The following is a 22039-nucleotide window of genomic DNA, read 5'->3' as shown; positions in this document are numbered from 1 at the left end:
ATGCCGGGATTATTTTCGCAAATTCAGGCCGGCAAGGTATGGGACTTTCACGGTGGTATTCACCCGCCCACGCGTAAAGAGCAAACCAGCCAAAAACCGATTGCCGTAATGCCGATACCGGACCGGCTTTACCTGCCGCTGCGCCAACATATTGGTGTTGCCGGGCAAATACTGGTGCGTGTCGGCGACCGCGTGCTTAAAGGCCAGCCGCTAACCAGCGCCGATAATTCGATGGCCGTGCCGGTACATGCGCCCACCTCCGGCACTGTACTGAGTATTGCGCCGCATACCAGCCCGCACCCGTCTGCCCTGCCCGAGCTAACCCTGGTGTTGGCGCCGGATGGTCTGGACGAATGGCGCGCGCGTGAGCCGTTAAACCTGGTCAACGTCGACAAAATGGCACTGCTTAGCCGCATTCAGGACAGCGGCATCGCCGGCATGGGTGGCGCAGGCTTTCCCACCCATTTAAAAGCCGGCATCTCGCAACCGGTCGACTATCTGATTATCAATGCCGTAGAGTGCGAGCCTTATATCAGCGCCGACGATTTGCTGATGCAGGAGGCAGCCACCACCATCGTCAAAGGCATTGATATTCTGTGTCATTTGCTGGAGCCTAAAGCGGTATTAATCGGCATTGAGGATGACAAACCCATAGCCTGTGCAGCCATGCAGGCAGCCTGCAGCCAGCGTGAACATTATTATGTCCGGGCAGTGCCCACCAAATACCCGTCCGGCGGTGAAAAACAGCTTATTCAGCTGCTGACCAATAAAGAAGTGCCCAATGGCCGTCGGCCGATCGATATTGGTATTGTGATGCAAAACGTTGGTACCGCCTTTGCCGTGGCCCAGGCCGTGCTGGACGATCACCCGTTGATCTCACGCATTGTTACCGTTGCCGGCGATACCTTAAGCCAACCGCAGAATGTGCTGGCACTGTTGGGCACGCCGGTATCGGCCTTATTGGATGCCTGCGGCTTTGCCGCCGAACCGCAGCAAAGAGTGATTATGGGCGGGCCTATGATGGGCTTTACCCTGCCTGATTTGAGCGTACCGGTAGTTAAAACCACTAACTGCATTTTAGCACCGACTGCGGCAGAGCTACCGGCAGCACAGCAGGAAATGGACTGTATCCGCTGCAGCGCCTGTGCCGATGCCTGCCCGGCCAGTTTATTACCACAACAACTGCTGTGGTACAGCAAGGCCAAAGACAGCGATAAGTTAAAACAATACAATCTGGCAGACTGCATTGAATGCGGTGCCTGCGCTTATGTATGCCCGAGTGAAATTCCGCTGGTGCAGTATTACCGCGTCGCCAAAGCCGAGATCCGCGAACAACAGCACGAAGCGCTAAAGGCCGAGCAAGCCAAAGCCCGGTTTGAAGCACGAAATGCCAGGCTGGAGCTGGAAAAACAACAACGGCAGGAACGCAACCAACAACTGGCAGCCGCCAGACAGCAGCAACAGCAACAAAGCGGTAGCAACAACGCTGTTGCTGAGGCATTAGCGCGGATCAAAGCCAAACAAGCACAAAGCGCCGCCGCTGAGCAGCCATCTGCAGCAGATATTCAGGCCGAACGCGAGCAGAAAAAACAGCAGGCCCGCGAGTATCAACAGCAAAAGGCACAGGCTGAAACAGCCTCCGCGGACACTGCCGGCACTGATAGTGCGGCCGCCGGCGACAGTAAGGCAGCTGCGGTTGCTGCAGCTTTAGCGCGCGCTAAAGCCAAAAAAGCACAGCAACAGGCTGCGCCTTTATCAGAACAAACTGGCTCAGAACCAGCTGACGCAAAACAAGCCGACACAGCACCCACTGACACAGCGCAAGCCACAGACAACAGCGCAGCATCCGCAACGCCGGCGGCGGTCGATCCGCGCAAAGCCGCTATTGCCGCTGCCATAGCCCGTGCCAAAGCCAAACAACAGCCGCAAAGCGCTGCCACTGAGCAGGAAACCCCGGTTGCAACAACGGCTGAGCAAACCACTGAAGCCGCAGCCGATCCACGTAAAGCCGCCATAGCGGCGGCTATTGCACGGGCCAAAGCGCGTAAACAAGCCGATAGCGAGAACTCATGAGTTTTAAAATTGCCAGCTCACCACACCAGCATAATCAGCGCAGCACGGCGCAGATCATGCGTATGGTCGTCCTTGCCTGTCTGCCAGGTATAGCGCTGCAAGCGGTATTGTTTGGTTATGGCGTACTGCTGCAATTGGCGCTGGCCATTCTTACCGCCTGGTGCAGCGAAGCCCTGGTGCTGAAGCTACGTGGTAAAGCCGTGTTGCCACGGTTAAAAGATCACAGTGCCTTGCTAACTGCAGTGCTGTTGGCCATTGCTATTCCGCCCTATGCGCCCTGGTGGCTCATTGTTATCGGTACCGCCTTTGCCATTATTATGGTAAAGCAGTTGTACGGTGGCCTGGGCCAAAACCTGTTTAACCCGGCTATGGCTGCTTATGTATTGTTACTGGTGTCATTTCCACTGCAAATGACACAATGGCTACCGCCACTATCATTGCAAAGCATTGAGTTAGCACCATGGGATGCCGTATGCGCGGTGTTCAGCCAATACAGCTGCAGCGGCTTTAGCCTAACCCAGCTGCAGAGCAGTATTGATGGTGTGACCATGGCCACACCACTGGACACGCTGCGCACCGGTTTAAGCCGCGGTTTAACGCTGGAAGAGAGCCTGCAAAGCCCGGTATTTTTTGCCTTTGCCGGCGCCGGCTGGTTATGGCTTAATCTGGCCTATCTGGCCGGCGGTTTGCTGCTTATCCAGCAAAAAATTATCAGCTGGCGTATTCCGGTTGCCGTGCTCGGCAGCTTGTTTGTGTTATCGGCTATTGCCGCACTGGCGGCACCTGACAGCCTGGCCGGCCCGCTGTTTCATTTGTTTAGCGGCGGCACTATGCTGGCAGCATTTTTTATTGCTACCGACCCGGTATCCGCCTCTACCACGGATAAAGGCCGGTTATGCTACGGCGCGCTGATTGGCTTGCTGGTGTTTTTAATCCGTAATTTTGGTGGCTACCCTGACGCTTATGCCTTTGCCATCTTGCTGGCCAATATGGCGGTACCACTGATTGACTACTACACCAGACCGCGAACTTATGGCCACCGCCCCCGGAGCGAACTGAAATGATCCGTGCTATCAGTAGAAACGCCCTGGCACTGGGTGCTGCAGCAGCAGTCTGTGTTGCCATACTTAGCTTGGTTAATCAGCAAACCGCACCGCGGATCAGCGAACAGCGGCTGGCCGCCAAACTGACGATTTTATCTGAAGTGTTACCCGGGGTGGATGCCGGCCAATCATTGTTGCAGGATTGCCTGCAGGTAACAGATGAGCAGTTGCTCGGTAAAGCCGGTGCCCAGACCTTGTATCGCTGGCGTCAGGATGGCGAGCTTAGTGCCTATATTATTGAAACCACGGCACCGGATGGCTACAGCGGCAATATTGATTTAATTGTTGCCCTTACCCCCGATGGCACTGTGTTGGGTAGCCGCGTGCTGGAACACAAGGAGACACCGGGCCTGGGCGATAAAATTGAAGCGCGCCGCTCGCCGTGGATTTTCAGCTTTAGCGGCAAAGTAGTAACTGATGACAATGCCGGTAAATGGGCGGTACGCAAAGATGGCGGCGATTTTGACCAGTTTACCGGTGCTACTATTACGCCGCGCGCGGTAGTTAATGCCGTGCGTAATGCCGTGCTGTATGTGCAGCAACATCCGCAGCTGGCCACTATGCCCGCCAACTGCACGGATTAATAAGGTACAACACACTGATGAGCCAATTTAAAGACTTAACCCTGCAGGGGCTGTGGAAAAACAACCCGGGCCTGGTACAATTGCTCGGCCTGTGCCCGTTGTTGGCGGTTACCGCCACGGTTACCAATGCACTGGGGCTTGGCGTTGCCACCTTAATGGTGCTGCTTGGCTCCAATATCGCGGTATCTTTGGTGCGTAACCATGTTGCCAGTGAAATCCGGATTCCGGTGTTTGTGTTAATCATCGCCACCCTGGTGACGGTGGTACAGCTGTTGATGAACGCTTATACCTATGATCTGTATCTGTCACTGGGTATCTTTATTCCACTTATCGTAACCAACTGCGCCATTATCGGCCGCGCCGAAGCTTTTGCCTCAAAAAACCCGGTGCTGCCCTCAGCCATCGACGCCATTATGATGGGCCTGGGTTTTATGCTGGTGTTGCTGGTGCTTGGCGCTATGCGGGAAATACTCGGCCAGGGCACCTTGTTTGACGGTGCCGATTTACTGCTGGGCGATTGGGCCAAAGCGCTGCGCATTGAGTTATTTAGCGTAGACAGCCACTTCTTATTGGCGATGTTGCCGCCGGGAGCCTTTATTGGCATGGGGCTATTAATCGCACTGAAAAACGTGATAGACAACAAACTTAAACAAAAACAGACCATTGAAAAAGGCAGTATCGCCCGCGCCCGGGTTACCGGTGCGGCCCAATAAACTGCCGGATAAGTAATGAATAAACAAAAACGTATCGAGATGCTAAGCCGGCTGCGTGCAGCTAACCCGCAGCCCACTACAGAGCTGGAATACAGCTCGCCGTTTGAGCTGTTAATCGCCGTGCTGTTATCAGCCCAGGCCACCGATGTCGGTGTAAACAAAGCCACTAAGCATTTGTTTCCGGTGGCGCGCACACCACAAGCGATGCTGGATTTGGGCGTCGATGGCGTAAAGCACTATATTAAAACCATTGGCCTGTTTAATACCAAAGCTGAAAACGTAGTTAAAACCTGCCGCATGCTGGTAGAGCTGCATAATGGTGAAGTACCGGAAAACCGCGAAGCACTCGAAGCCCTGCCGGGTGTGGGCCGCAAAACCGCCAATGTGGTGTTAAACACCGCTTTTCGCTGGCCTACTATAGCGGTAGACACGCATATTTTTCGCGTATCTAACCGCACTAAGCTGGCACCGGGTAAAAATGTCGACGAGGTCGAACACAAATTGCTGAAAGTGGTGCCCAACGAGTTTAAACTCGATGTGCACCACTGGCTGATCCTGCACGGCCGCTACACCTGCGTAGCGCGCAAACCGCGCTGTGGCAGCTGTATTATTGAGGATTTGTGTGAGTTTAAAGAGAAGACTGAATAGTCAAATAACTGTTTAGAACGCTCTGAGTCTGAGCCCTGCAATGTCTTTAGAAGGTGGTGCACCAAAAAAGCTGGCGTATTCGCGGCTGAATTGAGCCGGGCTTTCGTAACCGACCCCAAAGGCGACTGACGTAATGTTTCCCTCACCAGCTAGCAAAGAGTAGCGGGCATTCAGCAGTCGTATGCGTTTTTGAAACTGCAACGGACTCAAGGCTGTGACGGCTTTAAAATGCCGGTGAAAGGCTGAGACACTAAGGGCAGCCATCTGTGCCAACTCTTCGATCCGCACCGATTTGTGAAAGTTCGTCCGCAACCAGTTGACCGCCACACCAACACGAGCAAGTGTGGCATCGGGTGTGGCTATATCACGCAGCATCCAGCCCAGCGGACCTTGTAATACTCTGAATAAAATCTCTCGCTCATACACAGGTGACAAGGCTGCGATTTCATCTGGCTTATCCATTAAACCTAACATTCTATGCCAGGCATCTAACAACTCATCAGTAACAGGAGCGACAGAAAAACCTGAGCTGTAAAGAGCACCTGCGGCAGGTTTAGGCAAGTCTGCGATCAACGTCGCTACCACCTTGGGTTCAAGTGTCAGGCTGACAGCAAGATAAGGTTCACCTTCTGCAGAAGGATAAACTTGCCCAACAGCAGGTAAGTCGACCGACATGACAAAATATGTTGCTGGATCATAATGATAGGTCTGCTCCCCCACCGACATGGTTTTACTGCCAGTCAGAATAAGGTTCAGCATTGGCTCATACACTGCGGCCAACTGATGTTCAGGTATGCGGCCCTGCACCATAGCCACGCGGGGAATACCGGTTTCTGTTCTTTTGTTTTCTGCTCTGGCAGCCAGCTGCCGCAGTTCATTCAGGATCATGTTCATAGGTTTGGACTTTGTCACACTCAAAGTAGTGATGCAAGCCAAAAGCAGAAACAGGCAAGTTTCAGAGAGTATTGTGAGCGCGGCATTTTTATTTACAGGCCATGATGACTTCTGCCAATTAACAGGAGAGCAGCATGAAAATAGTGATCATCACAGGTAGTAGTCGCGGTATAGGTGCAGCAACGGCAATCGCCTGTGCAAAACGTGGTATGGGCGTTATTGTTACTTACCACAACAGCCCACAGGCCGCAGAGCAAGTTGTTCAGACGATTGAGCAACAAGGTGGCAAAGTGGTCGCACTGAAACTTGACGTGGCGGACAGTTCATCATTTGGGGCATTCAAAGAGGCGGCACTATCAGCGTTACAACAGCAGTGGCAAAGAACAAGATTTGATTATCTGGTTAATAACGCAGGTTACGGTTTGTTTAACCCGATTGAAACTGTCACCGAAGCTGAATTCGATGGCCTTTTTAATGTCCACCTCAAAGGACCATTTTTTCTTACCCAAAGGTTGTTGCCCCTGATGGCGGATGGTGGCCATATCGTCAATTTGACCAGTGCAACCACACGTTGTGCTTTTGCTGGTGTGGCACCTTATGCCGCCTTTAAAGGCGGGCTTGAAGTGTTAACCCGCTATATGGCGAAAGAATTCGGGGCGCGACAGATTCGGGCAAACTCCATTTCTCCGGGCCCTATCCGTACTGAATTAGGCGGTGGTCTGAATGATGAGTTTGCAGCCCTGCTCTCGTCAATGACCGCGCTGAGTCGGGTTGGCGAACCCGAAGAAGTTGGCAGTGTGATTGCCGGTTTATTAGGTGATGACAACCGTTGGGTGAATGCGCAAAACATTGAAGTGGCTGGCGGTTACCTGATTTAAAACCGCTCTTGTTTAGTTTCTGTGAATTCTAAGAGGTATTTATGCTGGACCATGTATTTCTGACGGTAAGTGATATCGGCCGCTCGGTAGCTTTTTACGAAGCCGTACTACCACATCTTGGGATCCTGGCTCGTCACGATTATGACGGCAAAGACGGGCCTGCAGGTCACCCTGACCTAAAAGGTTTTGGCGCGAACGGCCGGATGTTTTTCTGGCTCAGACAAGGCGTACCTCATGCCGAAGCTGTGCATCTGGGTTTTATCGCTCACAACAAAGCTGAAGTTCATGCGGCCTATGATGCAGCAATCGCGCATGGCACTACGGACCATGATACTGCAGGTGGTGCGCCGGGCGCACGTTTACACTACGACCCAAACTATTACGCAGCAAATATACTCGACCCGGACGGTTATAGCCTGGAATTTGTTTATAAAAACTGGCAGCACAAAGAATGAATACACTACTGATATACGGTGCAAGCGGCTATACCGGCCGCATGGCAACAGAATATGCCAAGGCAGCAGGACTGAATGTTATTGCCGCAGGGCGTGATGAAGCAAAAATAACCGCACTGGCGACAGAGCTGGAGATCCCATCGCGGGTATTTTCACTTGATGATGAGGCAGCAGTTCAGCAAGCACTGGCTGGCGTCAGCGTTATTCTTAATTGCGCAGGGCCTTATCATCGTACAGCAAAAGTTTTAATGCAGGCCGCGATTGGCACCGGCTGTCACTATCTGGATATGGCGGCTGAGCTGGATAGCTACCAGTTGGCTGAGCAGCTTGATACTGCAGCTAAAGTGGCTGGCGTGATGTTGCTTCCCGGCAGTGGCGGCAGTGTTGCCATGTTGGGGTGTTTAGCCGGTTATGCTGCTGAGCAGGTGGTACAGCCGCGTAAAGTGGCGATTGCGCTGCATGTTAGTGGATCGATGTCGCGGGGCTCGGCGATCAGTGCCAGCGAGAACCTGAGCAGCGAAACCCTGTGTCGTCGTAATGGCCGGCTTCAGGCACAAGATAGCGGCAAGACGAGACTGTTTGACTTTGGCAAGGGTGATGTTTCCTGCTTTGCGGTTACGTTGCCTGATCTGATCAGCATCTGGCACGCCAACCACATTCCGGATATTGAAACCTTTGTGCATGTATCCGGTAATGCTTTTCCGCAAGGCGATCTACAGGCTCTTGCGGACGGCCCTGATGCAGCAGAGCGTGCAGCGAATCGTTATCAGGCCGCCGTTTATATTACTGATCAGCAAGGCTGGGTTAGCCGCGCAGTACTTGATACGGTCAATGGTTATACCTTTACGCCGCTGGCGGCAGTAGAAGCCGCACGGCGGGTATTAAACGGTGAGCTTCGCGCCGGCTTTCAAACGCCTGCAGGGTTATTTGGCAACCAGTTTGCCAGTTCAATTGCAGATACCACTATCACAACCTGCTGAGGCCCCAGCGATACCGCATAAAAAGCGGAATGTCTGACAAAGAGAAGAGCCATTTACAGTTGGCTCTTCTTACTTTGACCTGCAAATAGTTTTTAACTACTCGGGCCTGCCAATCCCATAAATACTGACCGTGATTTAACCTCAAACAATATTAGCGCTTTGATAAGCGGAGTCCGGCGACCAATGGAAGCTAACTTAATTCGTTTATTAGCCGAAAATCGCTTTATAAACAACCTAACTCAGTAACCAAAGCATAACTATTGCAAAAAACAGTGCCGCTTTAAATAGTATCTGCGGAAAGTACGTTGAAATGCTCCAGGTAACAAAATACCTGTCTGCTTTGGGGAGCCCGGACACGACGCGGAGATAGGCAAAAAAGTACCCTGTAGAGGCCACCAGCCAAATTACTGTGCCACCAAACGCTGCCCACTCTTGGCTGAATGACTTCAGCAGAAAAGGACAGAAAAGCGCAACAACATACAGAATTGCGAAAAGTTCTACCTTTCTCTTTTGCAGAGCATTAAACATTCACAAATCCTTTTGCAACGCTCAAAGCAGCTACGCGGTGCGCGTCGGCTGCCTTTGCTTGTTATGTTTATTTTCGTCTAACTTTTGGGCTAAAAAAGTTTTCTACACTTCTGACCGACTCAGCTATTTTCTGACTAAAATCATCGTTCTCTGACGAGAAGTATACTATTTTGTCGTTTTCTATAACGCGCTGACGGTTGTTGTCGACAGTAGTACCAGGACCAGCGTAGGCACCTTTCATCCAGAAATGTAGCCATATAGCACCTCTTACGTCACCAATTCGCTCTTGAAGCCCATTGAAAACGTTATGAGCTTGCTCAGACCAGATAACTTTAGTTTCAAGACGAATCGTTTGTAGCTCAGCCCATTTTTTATACAGATCACTCAAGCGCTCTTCGTAAATCCGTTGTTCTTCTTGTAGCCGACGCCCTGCTTCTACTTCCTCTTTACTCAGATAAATCATTGGATTTCTGACTGACTGAAGGGCTTGTTGAACCTCATAAGTAACGAGAATAGCCTTTTTAGCTAATTCGTATTCACTTGTGCCTTTGAGCTGCCGACTCCAAGTGAATAAACCCAGCCCGCCAATAATCAATGCGCCTAAAGTACCAATAATTGAAATGACATCTTTAGTAAGCGACCAATTAATTTCGCTAATTGTTACGCAAAGATTCAAAAATTACTCCTGTAAACATAACGCCCGCAGCACGCGCGGCTTTGTAGTGAAGGCGAAGCCGCAACGAAAAAATCGTCGCTGTACCTGCGTTTGTTAACTGTATATTGCACGCTCTCTTTCATCTCTCTCTTTGTCGGGATCTTCTCGGCTTTTGGTGGCTGACACGGTATCTAGGTAGTCAGATGGAACTCCCGTTTCTTTCGCACCATATATAACGTGATTTAAATACCAAGAGTAAGGCAGTAAGGAAGGATCTGTTTTCGTTGCATAGTATGTAACAGCTTCATGGGTGTTCCCTTGGGCATCACTTATCGTAATCCGCTTTTCCTCATAGCCGGAGCCCAGTCCCTCAGCCTTGTCGAGTGCGCCTTTCTCGCTATCTGAAATTTCGAAAAGTGCGCCAATTACATAGTCCTCGAAATTACCGGTAAACATCGCATCGCACTTTCCAGAACCATCTTTTTTGCTCACCTTGTGAAAACGGAGAGAATGCTCGACAAGCGTGAACACCCCTATTCGCTCAGCACTTGGGACCCTTTTCTTCAGTCTTGGGAGTGACATATTTGATCCATAGGCGAAATACTTCACGCTGCCTCCGTACAGTTAACGCTTATTCGGCGGGTCGACCAGCTTTTAAACACGGGTTAGCCTGTCTTTGTAAATTTAATGTACAGAACATTACACCGCTTCTTTAAAACTTACAACAACTTACAGGTACAGCTGGTATGTGCGCCGGCGACAAATACGGGTTAACCCGCCTGATAAAGTACGAACCGGGCTTGTGCATTATATGCATACAAATACAGCGATTTTCAGAAGTTAAATACCGGCACGAATATCTGCTTTTGGTACTCAGCTATCCTTCCCGGGCAGCAGAATATGTTACCATTGCCCCCTGCACTGCGAGTTTAAACACCAAACCGATTAGGAGTTTGTATGAGAATGCTACATACCATGCTGCGCGTGGGTAACCTGGATAAATCCATCGCCTTTTATACCGAAGTGCTGGGCATGAAACTGCTGCGCCAGTCAGAAAACACTGAGTATAAATATACGCTGGCCTTTGTCGGCTATGGTGATGAGAGTAAAAACACCGTGCTGGAACTGACCTGGAACTGGGATACCGACAGCTACGATTTAGGCAATGCTTATGGCCATATCGCGTTGGAAGTGGAAAACGTGTACGAGGCCTGCGATAAAATCCGTGCTAAAGGTGGCGTAATCAGCCGTGAACCCGGCCCGGTAAAAGGCGGTACTACGGAAATTGCCTTTGTACGCGACCCGGACAACTACGCCATAGAGTTGATTCAGAAAAAGGCCAGTTACGATACGCTGTAACACTGATGCTGAGCTGCTTAAGGCACTGCCTTTATTTCACAGCCAGCCGTCGGAAAACGGCAACTTTTATTGCACCGGGCATAAAAACACGCTCAGATACCAGGGCGTTTTCTGTGTTGTAAGGCTGATATCAAATCGTCCTTTTGCTTGCCGGGAGCTTAATACGTTGTCAGACAAATGTTGTAGTGCTTTGGCTACCTGCAGTTCATCACTGCTGTATCTGATGGCGTAACCGTCAATTTGATAGCCGGACTTAGCGTTTATAGATTCCGGCAACTCGCGGATCCGGATCCGGCCGCCGGCACCTTCCGCCAAGAGTTGCTCAGCAATAAGTCCGGCATCAATCTTAGCTTGCTCACCGGACGTACTACACCAAAACAAATCTATATCCCATTGCTCCCAGGGATAAGACGACTTTTCTGCACGAACTTTTACAGGTTCAACACTGCTTGTTTTGCTGACAAAACGTTGTTCAGCCGCCAATATTTGCCCTACTTCCTGCTTAACTTTTGCGGTTCCGCCTTGCTTTAACACGTTGAGTAAAGACGTACGCAAGGGTTCCTCCACCATAACGACAACGAAGGCAGTCGCAACTTCCTGCTTTCTCGGATCATCCTCTTCAATAGATTTAACAACGATATCGTAAATTCTGAAGCTGAAACTCTGCTGACTTTCCCTTTCCTGACGTTGCTCCTGAGCCTCTTTGAGCACAGTTTCAAAATGTTGTAACTTCTCGTTCATTGCCGCATCCTGCGCCGACATCTGAAAATTAAGTATCGCGACCATAGCAGCAGTGCCTGCAGTAACTACAGGTACGCCGATATTTTTCAATGCTTCAATGAAAGACATTTCGGCTTCTCAGGGCAGGTAGTGGTAAATACTAAGTATGTCGATAACTGTTAAAACATCCAGATTTGCCGGTAGCTTTTATAGTTGCTACTTTACTGCTGTGCAGCAAAATCCTCCAGCCGCTGAATAATGGCTTCGGCATAAACCGGCTGATATAGCTTGCGCATAGTGCCATCGCGGTAACTTTGCTCTAATGCCTGCTGCCAGCGGGCAATACGCTGATCGGCAATATCGCGGGAAAACGCCAGATAGCGTTTGCGCTCAGTTAAGTATTTTACTAACACCAACTGGCTACCACTTCGCTCAACATTAGCTGTAAACGATGGTAAAGACGGTTCACTCACTACGGTTAAATCGGCACGGCCCAACAGCAACATCTCCAGGCAGTCTCCGGAGCGACTGGTTAAGATCAGGTTTTCACCCTCACTAAACCCCAAACGTTTCAGCTCATCCACTGTGGCAGAATTACGATAGTTACAAGCGGTATAATGCCGTGGTAATGCGTTTAACTCCGGAGCATCACCAATACGCTCTTTTAAGCCATACAGCGAAATTTGATAATGCTTCAGCGGCCCAACCCATTTAAACCATGGTTCACGCTCAGCTGTGCGTACTGTTTCAAACAGCGCAGTATTTTCTGCGCTTCTGGCGATATTGAGCGCCCTGCCCCATGGCATCAATTGCATAGTACCGGGCTCATTCAGCCGCTGTTGTAAGATACGGATCAGCTCCGCGGTGACACCGGCTACTTCGCCCTGCGCATTCAGATACTCTCCTGGCGGGTTGTGTTCAGTCAGCAAATGAAGCGGTTGCTGGGCAACGCAGTAGCCTGAAAATAACAGCCCCAACAACCATTTGTAACATATTGAAAAAAGCCGGCATTCAGACTTCATCTTGCACCACTGCTCAAACAGTATTGAATTCCAATAACAGTTTAATAACACAGCTGTTGCTAAAAGAAAACTAAAACAACAACTTAGCGGCCGGTACTAAAAGCGGTTATTCCAGCGTAATAACAACCTTCTCATTCAGTGACATCGCCAGATTATTGTCGTAATAAGCCGCTTCGTTGATAAAGGTCGGATATACCGTGCTATCACCGTCGTAACAAATTTCTGTACCGTCAAATAAGGTAAAGATTGGGTCGCCGGGATTAATCGGCTGATAGTCTCTGTCCTGCACATTTTTATGCACCATGCCCAAGCGCTCGCCTTTGTCATTCACCGGCAGTTTAATGCTGTGCAAATAGCGAAAGGCTTCAGTCTGCTTGGGTAAGGTTGGTAGCTTATCGTTATTGTACAACTCAACAAAGTCGAGAATATGCTGCGTCATGCAATGCATCAGATCCAGCACATCCTGGCGCAGCACCGATTGCGGCTGCGGGCCAACCTCGACCAGTACACCATAGCGGCCCAGGGTACACATTAGTGCATGCTCTTCTGCTGCAAAGTGATCTTCATCGCGGGAGATAATAGCCTCCGGCATCAGCATTTTTACGTACGCGGCCAGCTTATTATAGAAATCACCGGCCTGAGTCAGAATTAAGCAGGCGCCCATATTGCTGGTGGTGTTGTGTAAATCTATCAGCAGATCGGTTTTGGCATTGCCCTTGGGGCCCAGTTGGGCATTTAATACTTTAGCGCGGCTTTGTTCGTAGTTGGTCAGCTGCGGGTTAGCCAGATCGATGTTTTTAAACTGGCGGTTTAAATCACTGTGCAGATAGCGCTTGTTGGCGTAGTGCGCCTCCGGATTGGCCCATACCAGTTCGGTATTAAAGCCGGCACGGCTGGCCAGCTGCGGCCGGGCCTGATACTGCTTAACTAAATAAATGCCCGAGAATTCATTACCATGCACGCCGCCAACAATGGCGACCTGTTTAATTTTATCCATAGTTTTGTCCATAAACCGCTGTTGTTGCGCCAAACCTGAGCTTAGCCTAATTCAAGAGCGTTATTATGACCAGTAGCGGATGGAAAAAGAATAGATACAGAATTTAAATGCTAAAAATAAGCATATAAATGCATTTTAAGCGGCGGGTTGCGCCAGGTTCAGATTGTTAGCCGATAATTGCACCAGTTCGTTATGCAAAATTTGCTGCGCCTGGCAGGTGCATTTACCGCATTGGCTGCCCACACCGGTGCACATTTTCAGTTCACGCATGGTGGATACGCCTTCAGCCACTTTTTGTTTAATGGCTTTATCGGTGACAGCTTTGCATAAACATACGTACATAACAGCACTCCGCTAACAGAACGCCGCCATTTTAATATTATTAAGAACTATTATCAATAGTATTTGTGAAATGGAACCTGTCGTAATAACAACGCCGGCAAAAGCCGGCGTTGTTATTTTGCTAAGCACTGTGTTTAACTAACGGAACAGCACTTTTTCCTGTTGGAACCAGTGCACACAAAAACCGATAGCAACAGCCGCCAGCAACAGCGTCGAACCAAAGATCAGCCCCAGCATGGCGTAATCGGCGGTGCCTTTAATCAGCTCTTTAATCGCCAGCGCCACATTCATTATCGGCATTAATGCGGTTTTACTGTTTAGCTCTACCCCGGGCATCATAGCGGCAACCAACGGCACAAAGATCAGTATCGACAGCGGGCTGATGTAGTTCTGCGCCTCTTTAAAAGTACGGGCGTAGATAGAGATTGCCAGCAACAAGGCGGCAAATACCGCCGATATTGGCAGCAACAGCGAGAAAATCAGTATCAGCTCAGTAATGGCAATGGCCGACATGGCCTCCTGAACCACCGCCATGCCGGCAAAGGAGCCGATAATAGCGCCCCAGATGCCAAAGCTGGCCACGGTAATAAGCGCGCCTACCAGCCCGGTCGTTAACACCGTGAAAAATTTACCCAGCACTATGCTGACACGGCTGATAGGACAAATTAACAGCGTTTCCAGCGTACCGCGCTCTTTCTCGCCGGCGCCCATATCAATTGCCGGATAAGAGGCGCCCAGCAAACATAACGGGATTAAAATATAGGCGATAACAGCACCGAATTTTTCACCGATATTCTCCCGCTTGGCGGCGGTATCAACCTTCTGTACCTCTACCGGTTTTATAATGGCAGCCAGTTTGCCCGGGTCAACGTTCAGCTGCGTCAACGTATCACGTTGTAACTGCTCGTTGAAATCTGCCAGCAGCTCAGAAAAGTAGCGGTACATAAAATCAAATTGTGATGACTGGTTATAGATAATCTGCCACTGCGCCTGCTCTACTGCTGCGCGCTTGGCTGAGAAATCAGCCGGCACCACTATTGCCACATCAAACTCGTCGTTGCGGATAGCTGCGACTAAATCTGCTTCAGCGGTTTTGTCCGTTTTAATTTGCCTGAAGTTTTTATGATAAAACAAAGCGTCAGCAAACTGCGGCGCTTGCTCTGCGTTAACAATCACGTAGCGGTGCTCAGCTTGCATGGCAGTGTTAGTGGTGCTGGACAACACCAGCCCCATTACGCCAAAGATCACCGGAAAAATAAAAATCGGCAATAAAATAACAAAAATCAGCGTTTTTTTATCGCGCATTAACTCAGTAAGTTCTTTCAGATAGACTTGCCACATTTATGCTGCTCCCTGCTGTTGCGTGCTGACACTACCCTGCAATACTGACAAAAACGCCTCGCGTAAATCACCGTTGCCGGCTAAGGCTGTAAACTGTTGAATATCGCCGGAGAAGGCGCTGATACCTTTATCAATAACCACTACCCGATCACACAACGCCGCCACTTCATCCAGGTGGTGAGTAGAGAAGATCACCGGCGTACCGGCGGCTTTTAAGCCTTTGATAAAATCCAGCACGGTTTGCACTGTCATAATATCCAGCCCGGTCGTCGGCTCATCCAGAATCACCACTTTCGGGCTGTGCACCACGGCACGGGCAATAGCGGTTTTTTGCTTCATCCCTGTCGACATATTATCAGCGCGGCGATTAGCAAAATCATGCATGTTCAGTAAGCTGAACAGCTCGTCAATGCGCTGCTTTAATGCCTGCTCTTTCATGCCGTGCAAACGGCCAAAATAGGCAATATTTTCAAACGCGGTCAGCTTGCCGTACAAGCCGGTGTCGGCAGATAAAAAGCCAATTTGCTGCCGGGCTTTTACCGGCTGCTGCAGTACATCCACGCCATTGAGCAACACTGAGCCGGCGTCGGGTTTTAAGGCGGTAGATAACATACGCAAAGTAGTAGTTTTACCGGCGCCGTTTGGCCCCAGCAGCCCCAGCACTTCACCCGCGCTGCAGCTGAAACTGACATTACGCACTGAGTGAAACGCGTCTTTGCTGTAACGTACATCTTGTTTTTCGGTATCGGATAACTTGCTGTTCTTACCAAGCGCAAACGCCTTGGCTAAATCCTGAATATTGATCATGCAACTGTCCTGTTGTCGGGGCCTTAGCGCTGTCGCTGCGGCCGGAAATAGTCAGTATTGTGGTAAAACCCCGCTGTTTCATTATCGTTATACCAGCGTGGCACGCCCAGCAACGGCAAAGGCGTTAGCTGTTGATTATCAAGAAGTACTGCCTCGTTAGCAATTTGTTCATGTAATTTCGCATCCACAAAACTGTAAGCAGCTGTTAAAGGCCAGCGACTGAAACCGTGCGGCACATGAATAAATAACGCTTTGGCCGTTAAACCAATAAAGGGCGCGGTGGCCATTTCATACATAGCATGGCCAAAAATCATCGGCCGCACACCCTGCCACCAGTCGCTGCGCTGCTGTACAAAGCTTTGCTGCCACTGATGCGTGCGCAGTAACGCCGCATGCTGCTGTTTATCCGGTTCAAGGCAAATCACTACACCGCACTCATCAAACAGCGTTAACTTATTACGCAGCTTACTGCGCTGTTTCAGGCCATAACGGCCGATTTCGGCCATATGCAGCTGATTTAGCAGCGCCTTGGTTTTAGGATATAAACACCAGATTAAGGCGCCAAAAAAGTCGTGCCAGTTGTCTTTGCGGGTAGGAATTTGCCCGGTTGCATAAATATATTCTTCGTAATAGCGGCCATCTTGCTCCAGCGCGGCATTATCGACAAAGCTTATGCCCGACGGCGGCAGGCACTGATTAAGCCAGCCAATATCGGGGTAATGTGTTAACTGGTCAAAGCGGAAATGCTGACATAAATCAGCAAATATCGGGTTGCCTTGCAGCAAGGCTGTGTTCCAGTCTGCCGGTGGTGTAAAGCGGATTTTTACTTCAGTTTTTTGCATAAGCTGTCTTTTCTGTTGCTGTAGCTGAAAACCCTCAGCATGAATTACTTACAAAAAGCGCGAAAAAGCGCTTGCAATTTTAGCATGGCATGGCACATTCAAGGGGTGCGTTTAGACGTACATACTGCCAAACAATGTGTTTAAACCGGTGGGTTTATTCGAATTAATTTAATAGAGGTTATCATGTGTTCGATATTCGGGGTGCTTGACATCAAAACTGATGTTAAAGCCTTGCGCCAACAGGCGCTACAGTTATCCAAGTTATTACGTCATCGTGGCCCGGACTGGTCCGGTGTGTGGAATAACGACAATGCCATTTTAGTGCACGAGCGCCTGGCGATTGTAGATACTGAAAATGGCGCCCAGCCCCTGATTAATGATAATCGAAATCACATTCTGGCAGTGAATGGTGAGATCTACAATCATAAGCAGCTCGAAAAAGCGCTGGGAAGCCCTTACCCATTCAAAACCAAGTCAGACTGTGAAGTGATATTACCCTTATATCTGGAGCATGGTGCTGAGTTTATTGATCAGCTACAGGGCATGTTTGCCTTTATTTTGTATGATGCTGAGCAAAACCGTTACCTGATTGCACGCGACCATATCGGTATTATTCCGCTGTACTACGGTTACGACGAGCACGGCCAGCTGTTTGTCGCCTCTGAGCTAAAAGCGCTGGTACCGGTGTGTAAACAAATTAAAGAGTTTCCGCCGGGCCACTATTTCGACAGTAAAATTGGCGAGCTGCGTAAGTACTATCAGCGTGACTGGCAAAGCTATGAAGCAGTAAAAGATAACCCTGCCAGTTTAACTGAGTTAAAAGCTGCGTTGGAGCATAGCGTAAAAAGCCATTTAATGTCTGACGTGCCTTATGGCGTATTGTTGTCCGGCGGGCTGGATTCGTCACTTATTTCGGCCATCGCGCAGCAATTTGCCAAACGCCGGGTTGAAGATAACGACGAGTCTGAAGCCTGGTGGCCACGCCTGCACTCTTTTGCTGTCGGCCTGGCCGGCTCACCGGATTTAATTGCCGCGCAAAAAGTGGCCGATGCTATTGGTACTGTGCATCACACGGTGCATTTTACCGTGCAGGAAGGCCTGGACGCGCTGCGTGACGTGGTGTATTTCCTCGAAACCTATGATGTCACGACCATTCGTGCCTCAACGCCGATGTATTTAATGGCACGTAAAATTAAAGCCACCGGCATTAAAATGGTGCTGTCGGGTGAAGGCTCAGATGAGCTGTTTGGCGGCTATTTATACTTCCATAAAGCCCCCAACGCCAAAGAGTTTCATGAAGAAACCTTACGCAAGCTGGAGCGGCTGCATATGTTCGACTGCAACCGTGCCAACAAAGCCATGTCGGCCTGGGGCATTGAAGCACGCGTGCCGTTTCTGGATAAAGACTTTATGGATGTCGCCATGCGCTTAAACCCACAGGCAAAAATGTGTGGTGGCGGCAAAATGGAAAAACATATTCTGCGTCAGGCCTTTGATGGCTTGCTGCCGGATGAAATTTTATGGCGGCAGAAAGAGCAGTTCTCAGACGGTGTTGGCTACAGCTGGATTGACAGCTTAAAAGCCCATGCCGAAAAAGAAGTCACCGATCAGCAAATGGCCACCGCCAGCTTCCGCTTCCCGGTGAACACGCCGGACAGCAAAGAAGCCTACTACTACCGCGTGATCTTTGAAGAGCACTTCCCGCACGCCGGCGCTATTGCCTGTGTACCGGGCGGTAAGTCTGTAGCCTGCTCAACGCCCGAGGCTCTGGCCTGGGATGCGAAAATGGCGCAAATGACCGACCCTTCCGGCCGTGCCGTACGCGATGTACATACCCAAGCGTATTAAGCGCTAAGCCAAAACAAAAGGCCACGCAATTGCGTGGCCTTTTTTTTCTGACGGAAGTTTATCCTGCCAGCGCTTACTGTTGTTGTGGCACCCGGCCTAAACGGGTATCAATTTTACGCTCTTTACTGCGGAACAGGTTTTTCACATCTTCCAGTATTACATACAGCGCCGGGATCAATATCAGCGTAATAACAGTGGCGAACAAAATACCAAACGCCAGCGACACCGCCATCGGTACGACAATTTTCGCCTGCAGGCTTCGCTCTAACACTATCGGCGCCAGGCCAACAAAGGTAGTAAGTGAGGTAAGCAATATCGCCCGAAAACGCTGCGCACCGGCCTGCGATACCGCCTGGCGAATGGATAAGCCTTCCTCACGCGCTTTGTTAACAAAGTCGACCATTACCAGGGAGTCGTTTACCACTACCCCGGCCAGTGCCACCAGACCAAAGATCGACATAATGCTCATGCTCAGGCCCAGTACCATATGCCCTACCACAGCGCCGACCAAACCAAACGGGATCACACTCATAATGATCAGCGGCTGGCTGTAGGATTTAAGCGGTATTGCCATCAAAGCGTAAATACAGAACAGCGCAAACACCCCGGCTTTCATTAAATCTACCTGAGCATCAATTTCATCCTGGCTGGCACCATCCAGCTCACCGGTTACACCTTCATACTTATCGGTAATTTCGGCAATCACCGTTTTACGCATTTCGCCGACCACCTTACCGGGCTCCACGCTGGCTTTATCCGCCGCCGCAGTAATGGTAACAGCACGTTCACCATTGACCCGGTTAATGGCGCTAAAACTGGGTTGCATGGTATAGCTGGCGACCTGAGCAAAAGGAATTTCACCGCCATTGGCTGTGCGAATGCGCATATTCTCCAGACTACCAACAGAGCTGCGTTCAGTACGCGGATAACGCACCATTACTTTGACTTCTTCACCATCGCGCTGCACCCGCTGCGCTTCGGCACCGTAAAAACCATAGCGTACCTGGCGCGCCACATCGGCCAAAGTTAACCCCAGGATATGTGCCTCGGGTTTTAACTGCAGTACGATCTCGTCATTGCCGCCCAGCAGGTTATCTTCAATATCGTATACGCCGGCATACTCGCCTAAGCGGGCTTTTAACTCTTCCGTGGCCAGCTTCAGGTTATCCAGATTAGTGCCGCGTAACTGTAAGGCGATATCGGCCCCGCCACCGCCACCGGTTGAGGCATTAATTTTAAAGGCTTTTAACCCAGGTATTTCCGGCATTTCTTCGCGCCAGCGGTTGGCGATTTCAAAGCCATCAATTTCGCGGCCTTCGCTTTTTTCCAGCTCAACAACTAACTGGCCAGCAGTATCACTATTTAAAAACACCAGCCGGTGTTTAACCACGTCTTCATCGTATTCTGCATTTAGCTTTGCATTCGCTCTTACCAGTGCCGCTTCAGCTTCGCGCATAGCATTTACCGTCGCCTGATTGGATGAGCCTTCCTGCATGGTCAGGTTAGCGTTGATAAAGTCACTGGGAATATTCGGGAAGAACACCCAACGTACCAAACCTCCGCCCAACACACCAAACATCAGGATCAGCATGGCAAAAAACGCCGCCATGGTGATATAACGATACTGAATACAACGCTCGACAAAAGGTTGATAACGTTTGCGAACAAAACTCTGCATTGCACGTGCAACAGCTTCACGCACTGCTTTTAATCCATTACTGCCGGCACGGCCGGTGCTGTAAAACAACCCTTTGCGGTTCGGATCCCAAGGTTTGGTATCCATATTAACGATGTGCGCCGGCAGGATCATTTTCGATTCAACCAAAGAGAAAATCAGGCACAGCACCACAACCCAGGCAATAGAGCCCCAGATTGGCGCCTGGGCACCGCCCACCATCAGCATAGGGGTAAAGGCAGCAATAGTGGTTAACACACCAAAGGTGGCCGGCATGGCCACTTTTTTCGCACCGGCAATAACGGCTTCGGCAGATTTACCGCGTTTTTCGATTTCGCTGTAAGCACTCTCGCCGATAATAATGGCATCATCCACCACTATACCCAGTACCAAAATAAAACCAAACAAGCTGATCATATTGATCGACACGTTAAACAACGGCAACGGCAGCATCGCCATGGCGCCAAGGAAACATACCGGAATACCAACCATTACCCAGAACGCAATCCGGAACTCGAGGAACAGCGTTAAGGCTAACAGTACCAGAAAAGCGCCCATCAGCAGGTTGTTACTCATCAGGTCCAACCGACCCTGCAGGTAGTAACTGGAGTCACCCCAGTGGGCAATAGATACCGAGGGCGGCAATTCTTTTTGCTTCCGCTCAACGTAGGCTTTAACCGTCTCAGCAATTTTCAGTGTGTTGTCATCGCCCACGGCGTCAACGCGGATCGACACCGAGTTTTTGCCATCAAAGGTGGATAAATCCTCCCGTTCAATAAAACCGTCATTGATGGTGGCGATATCTTTTAATGCTAAGCGGGTGCCATCATTAAACGTCAGCAGCACTATGTCTTCAAAATCCCTGGCAAAATAAGCCTGGCCTTTGGTACGCAGCAAAATATTGCCACTTTCCGATTTAATCGAACCACCGGGTAAATCAACCGAACTGCCGCGAATAGCGGTAACAACCTGCTCAAAGGTCAGGCCGTATTCTTTTAGCTTAAGCTCGGACAGTTCAATGGCAATTTCGTAGTCGCGTGCACCAACCACGTCAACTTTGCTGATGCCGGGCAGCTTTTTCAGCTCGTCGCGCACATCTTTTGATACTTCTTTCAGGGTACGCTCATCGGCATCACCATACAGCGATAACCACATCACGTTACTTTGAAAGCGCACACGGTATACCACCGGTTTTTCGGTTTGCTCCGGCAAGGACGAAATGGCCGAGACCTGGGTTTTTATCTCATCCATTACCTCTTGTATATTGTAGTTATTGGCAATCTCGGCACGTACCGTTGCCAAGCCTTCAACCGCAGTAGAACGAATGCGTTTAATGCCGTTAACGCCGCGCAGGCTTTCTTCAATTTTCTCGATAACCCCGGTTTCCACTTCCTGTGGTGCCGCACCCAGATAAGGCACGCGGATATTGACCTGCTCCAACACAATTTCCGGAAAAATCTGCTTTTTAATGGTAAAAAGCGAGGCCACACCAGCCACCAGAATAATCGCCATCAATAAATTAGCTGCCACACTGTTGCGGGCAAACCAGGCAATAATGCCCTTATTGGTATCCAT

At 50.0% G+C, this 22039-nt stretch carries 22 protein-coding genes; 10 read left to right on the top strand and 12 right to left on the bottom strand.

Annotation, left to right across the window (positions count from 1 at the left end; genetic code table 11):
• From rsxC to nth, 5 genes are read left to right on the top strand one after another with little or no spacing between them, the layout of a single operon-like run.
• Positions 1-2073, top strand: coding sequence for an electron transport complex subunit RsxC (gene rsxC / locus ACTZWV_RS07225; protein ID WP_444785901.1), 2073 nt, complete (start codon positions 1-3; stop codon positions 2071-2073).
• Positions 2070-3137 (top strand): electron transport complex subunit RsxD, encoded by a 1068-nt coding sequence (rsxD, locus tag ACTZWV_RS07220; protein WP_444785900.1) that lies wholly within the window; start codon positions 2070-2072, stop codon positions 3135-3137. Before rsxC ends, rsxD begins: the two co-directional genes overlap by 4 nt.
• Complete coding sequence (gene rsxG / locus ACTZWV_RS07215; RefSeq protein ID WP_444785899.1) at positions 3134-3760, top strand: electron transport complex subunit RsxG; 627 nt, start codon at positions 3134-3136, stop codon at positions 3758-3760. The genes rsxD and rsxG overlap by 4 nt, the downstream gene beginning before the upstream one ends.
• Positions 3761-3777: 17 nt before the next feature.
• Entirely contained in the window at positions 3778-4473 is a 696-nt protein-coding gene (locus ACTZWV_RS07210) for an electron transport complex subunit E (RefSeq protein WP_444785898.1), read from the top strand.
• Between the two features lie 15 nt (positions 4474-4488).
• The gene (gene nth, locus ACTZWV_RS07205) at positions 4489-5121 is read left to right on the top strand and encodes an endonuclease III (protein ID WP_444785897.1); all 633 of its coding nucleotides are present in this window, start codon (positions 4489-4491) and stop codon (positions 5119-5121) included.
• Positions 5122-5133: 12 nt separating this feature from the next.
• Here nth and ACTZWV_RS07200 read toward each other — a convergent pair whose 3' ends face one another.
• Positions 5134-6015, bottom strand: coding sequence for an AraC family transcriptional regulator N-terminal domain-containing protein (locus tag ACTZWV_RS07200; protein ID WP_444785896.1), 882 nt, complete (start codon positions 6013-6015; stop codon positions 5134-5136).
• Between the two features lie 134 nt (positions 6016-6149).
• On the opposite strand from ACTZWV_RS07200, the gene ACTZWV_RS07195 reads away from it, so the two are divergent.
• From ACTZWV_RS07195 to ACTZWV_RS07185, 3 genes are read left to right on the top strand one after another with little or no spacing between them, the layout of a single operon-like run.
• Positions 6150-6893: an SDR family NAD(P)-dependent oxidoreductase gene (locus ACTZWV_RS07195; protein ID WP_444785895.1), complete on the top strand. Its 744-nt coding sequence runs from the start codon at positions 6150-6152 to the stop codon at positions 6891-6893.
• A 41-nt stretch (positions 6894-6934) separates the two neighbouring features.
• On the top strand, positions 6935-7348 hold the full coding sequence (locus tag ACTZWV_RS07190) for a VOC family protein (protein WP_444785894.1): 414 nt from the start codon (positions 6935-6937) through the stop codon (positions 7346-7348).
• Positions 7345-8328 carry a saccharopine dehydrogenase family protein gene (locus tag ACTZWV_RS07185; protein WP_444785893.1) on the top strand — a complete coding sequence of 328 codons (984 nt, stop codon included), beginning with the start codon at positions 7345-7347 and terminating at the stop codon, positions 8326-8328. Before ACTZWV_RS07190 ends, ACTZWV_RS07185 begins: the two co-directional genes overlap by 4 nt.
• Before the next feature lie 234 nt (positions 8329-8562).
• On the opposite strand, the gene ACTZWV_RS07180 is transcribed toward ACTZWV_RS07185, so the two are convergent.
• The 3 genes from ACTZWV_RS07180 to ACTZWV_RS07170 all read right to left on the bottom strand — a co-directional run bounded on the left by ACTZWV_RS07180 (position 8563) and on the right by ACTZWV_RS07170 (position 10120).
• The gene (locus ACTZWV_RS07180; protein ID WP_444785892.1) at positions 8563-8856 is read right to left on the bottom strand and encodes a hypothetical protein; all 294 of its coding nucleotides are present in this window, start codon (positions 8854-8856) and stop codon (positions 8563-8565) included.
• Between the two features lie 67 nt (positions 8857-8923).
• Positions 8924-9532 (bottom strand): hypothetical protein, encoded by a 609-nt coding sequence (locus tag ACTZWV_RS07175; RefSeq protein ID WP_444785891.1) that lies wholly within the window; start codon positions 9530-9532, stop codon positions 8924-8926.
• A gap of 93 nt (positions 9533-9625) precedes the next feature.
• Positions 9626-10120 carry a gamma-glutamylcyclotransferase family protein gene (locus ACTZWV_RS07170; RefSeq protein ID WP_444785890.1) on the bottom strand — a complete coding sequence of 165 codons (495 nt, stop codon included), beginning with the start codon at positions 10118-10120 and terminating at the stop codon, positions 9626-9628.
• Positions 10121-10468: 348 nt separating this feature from the next.
• Between ACTZWV_RS07170 and gloA the strand changes: the two genes are divergently transcribed.
• On the top strand, positions 10469-10870 hold the full coding sequence (gene gloA / locus ACTZWV_RS07165; protein ID WP_444785889.1) for a lactoylglutathione lyase: 402 nt from the start codon (positions 10469-10471) through the stop codon (positions 10868-10870).
• A gap of 66 nt (positions 10871-10936) precedes the next feature.
• On the opposite strand, the gene ACTZWV_RS07160 is transcribed toward gloA, so the two are convergent.
• The 7 genes from ACTZWV_RS07160 to ACTZWV_RS07130 all read right to left on the bottom strand — a co-directional run bounded on the left by ACTZWV_RS07160 (position 10937) and on the right by ACTZWV_RS07130 (position 16941).
• On the bottom strand, positions 10937-11701 hold the full coding sequence (locus ACTZWV_RS07160; protein WP_444785888.1) for a hypothetical protein: 765 nt from the start codon (positions 11699-11701) through the stop codon (positions 10937-10939).
• Positions 11702-11811: 110 nt separating this feature from the next.
• On the bottom strand, positions 11812-12519 hold the full coding sequence (locus ACTZWV_RS07155) for a substrate-binding periplasmic protein (protein ID WP_444785887.1): 708 nt from the start codon (positions 12517-12519) through the stop codon (positions 11812-11814).
• A 199-nt stretch (positions 12520-12718) separates the two neighbouring features.
• On the bottom strand, positions 12719-13609 hold the full coding sequence (locus ACTZWV_RS07150; RefSeq protein WP_444785886.1) for an aspartoacylase: 891 nt from the start codon (positions 13607-13609) through the stop codon (positions 12719-12721).
• 135 nt (positions 13610-13744) lie between these two features.
• Positions 13745-13951 carry a bacterioferritin-associated ferredoxin gene (locus ACTZWV_RS07145; protein WP_305554527.1) on the bottom strand — a complete coding sequence of 69 codons (207 nt, stop codon included), beginning with the start codon at positions 13949-13951 and terminating at the stop codon, positions 13745-13747.
• A gap of 138 nt (positions 13952-14089) precedes the next feature.
• Positions 14090-15292: an ABC transporter permease gene (locus ACTZWV_RS07140; protein WP_444785885.1), complete on the bottom strand. Its 1203-nt coding sequence runs from the start codon at positions 15290-15292 to the stop codon at positions 14090-14092.
• Complete coding sequence (locus ACTZWV_RS07135; protein WP_444785884.1) at positions 15293-16099, bottom strand: ATP-binding cassette domain-containing protein; 807 nt, start codon at positions 16097-16099, stop codon at positions 15293-15295. It abuts the gene before it with no gap.
• A gap of 23 nt (positions 16100-16122) precedes the next feature.
• A complete protein-coding gene (locus ACTZWV_RS07130) occupies positions 16123-16941 on the bottom strand; it encodes a DUF3025 domain-containing protein (RefSeq protein ID WP_444785883.1) in 819 nt (272 codons plus the stop codon).
• A 183-nt stretch (positions 16942-17124) separates the two neighbouring features.
• Here ACTZWV_RS07130 and asnB point away from each other — a divergent pair, with 183 nt between their 5' ends.
• Positions 17125-18789 carry an asparagine synthase B gene (gene asnB, locus ACTZWV_RS07125; RefSeq protein WP_444785882.1) on the top strand — a complete coding sequence of 555 codons (1665 nt, stop codon included), beginning with the start codon at positions 17125-17127 and terminating at the stop codon, positions 18787-18789.
• Between the two features lie 73 nt (positions 18790-18862).
• Here asnB and ACTZWV_RS07120 read toward each other — a convergent pair whose 3' ends face one another.
• On the bottom strand, positions 18863-22039 hold the full coding sequence (locus ACTZWV_RS07120) for an efflux RND transporter permease subunit (protein ID WP_444785881.1): 3177 nt from the start codon (positions 22037-22039) through the stop codon (positions 18863-18865).

It is taken from the genome of Rheinheimera sp. NSM (genome assembly GCF_052380015.1).
In the GTDB taxonomy this organism is placed as follows: Bacteria; Pseudomonadota; Gammaproteobacteria; order Enterobacterales; family Alteromonadaceae; genus Alishewanella.
The sequence above is the reverse complement of the archived record's forward strand: the minus strand, read 5'-3'. Positions and strand labels throughout refer to the sequence as shown.

Bases quoted from the DNA above. Each gene is read 5' to 3' on its own strand.
- ACTZWV_RS07200 (WP_444785896.1), bottom strand. From the start codon at position 6,015: ATGAACATGATCCTGAATGAACTGCGGCAGCTGGCTGCCAGAGCAGAA.
- rsxC (WP_444785901.1), top strand. From the start codon at position 1: ATGCCGGGATTATTTTCGCAAATTCAGGCCGGCAAGGTATGGGACTTT.
- ACTZWV_RS07135 (WP_444785884.1), bottom strand. From the start codon at position 16,099: ATGATCAATATTCAGGATTTAGCCAAGGCGTTTGCGCTTGGTAAGAAC.
- ACTZWV_RS07145 (WP_305554527.1), bottom strand. From the start codon at position 13,951: ATGTACGTATGTTTATGCAAAGCTGTCACCGATAAAGCCATTAAACAA.
- ACTZWV_RS07185 (WP_444785893.1), top strand. From the start codon at position 7,345: ATGAATACACTACTGATATACGGTGCAAGCGGCTATACCGGCCGCATG.
- ACTZWV_RS07210 (WP_444785898.1), top strand. From the start codon at position 3,778: ATGAGCCAATTTAAAGACTTAACCCTGCAGGGGCTGTGGAAAAACAAC.
- gloA (WP_444785889.1), top strand. From the start codon at position 10,469: ATGAGAATGCTACATACCATGCTGCGCGTGGGTAACCTGGATAAATCC.
- ACTZWV_RS07190 (WP_444785894.1), top strand. From the start codon at position 6,935: ATGCTGGACCATGTATTTCTGACGGTAAGTGATATCGGCCGCTCGGTA.
- ACTZWV_RS07180 (WP_444785892.1), bottom strand. From the start codon at position 8,856: ATGTTTAATGCTCTGCAAAAGAGAAAGGTAGAACTTTTCGCAATTCTG.
- ACTZWV_RS07120 (WP_444785881.1), bottom strand. From the start codon at position 22,039: ATGGATACCAATAAGGGCATTATTGCCTGGTTTGCCCGCAACAGTGTG.
- ACTZWV_RS07130 (WP_444785883.1), bottom strand. From the start codon at position 16,941: ATGCAAAAAACTGAAGTAAAAATCCGCTTTACACCACCGGCAGACTGG.
- ACTZWV_RS07195 (WP_444785895.1), top strand. From the start codon at position 6,150: ATGAAAATAGTGATCATCACAGGTAGTAGTCGCGGTATAGGTGCAGCA.
- rsxD (WP_444785900.1), top strand. From the start codon at position 2,070: ATGAGTTTTAAAATTGCCAGCTCACCACACCAGCATAATCAGCGCAGC.
- ACTZWV_RS07150 (WP_444785886.1), bottom strand. From the start codon at position 13,609: ATGGATAAAATTAAACAGGTCGCCATTGTTGGCGGCGTGCATGGTAAT.
- rsxG (WP_444785899.1), top strand. From the start codon at position 3,134: ATGATCCGTGCTATCAGTAGAAACGCCCTGGCACTGGGTGCTGCAGCA.
- ACTZWV_RS07140 (WP_444785885.1), bottom strand. From the start codon at position 15,292: ATGTGGCAAGTCTATCTGAAAGAACTTACTGAGTTAATGCGCGATAAA.
- nth (WP_444785897.1), top strand. From the start codon at position 4,489: ATGAATAAACAAAAACGTATCGAGATGCTAAGCCGGCTGCGTGCAGCT.
- asnB (WP_444785882.1), top strand. From the start codon at position 17,125: ATGTGTTCGATATTCGGGGTGCTTGACATCAAAACTGATGTTAAAGCC.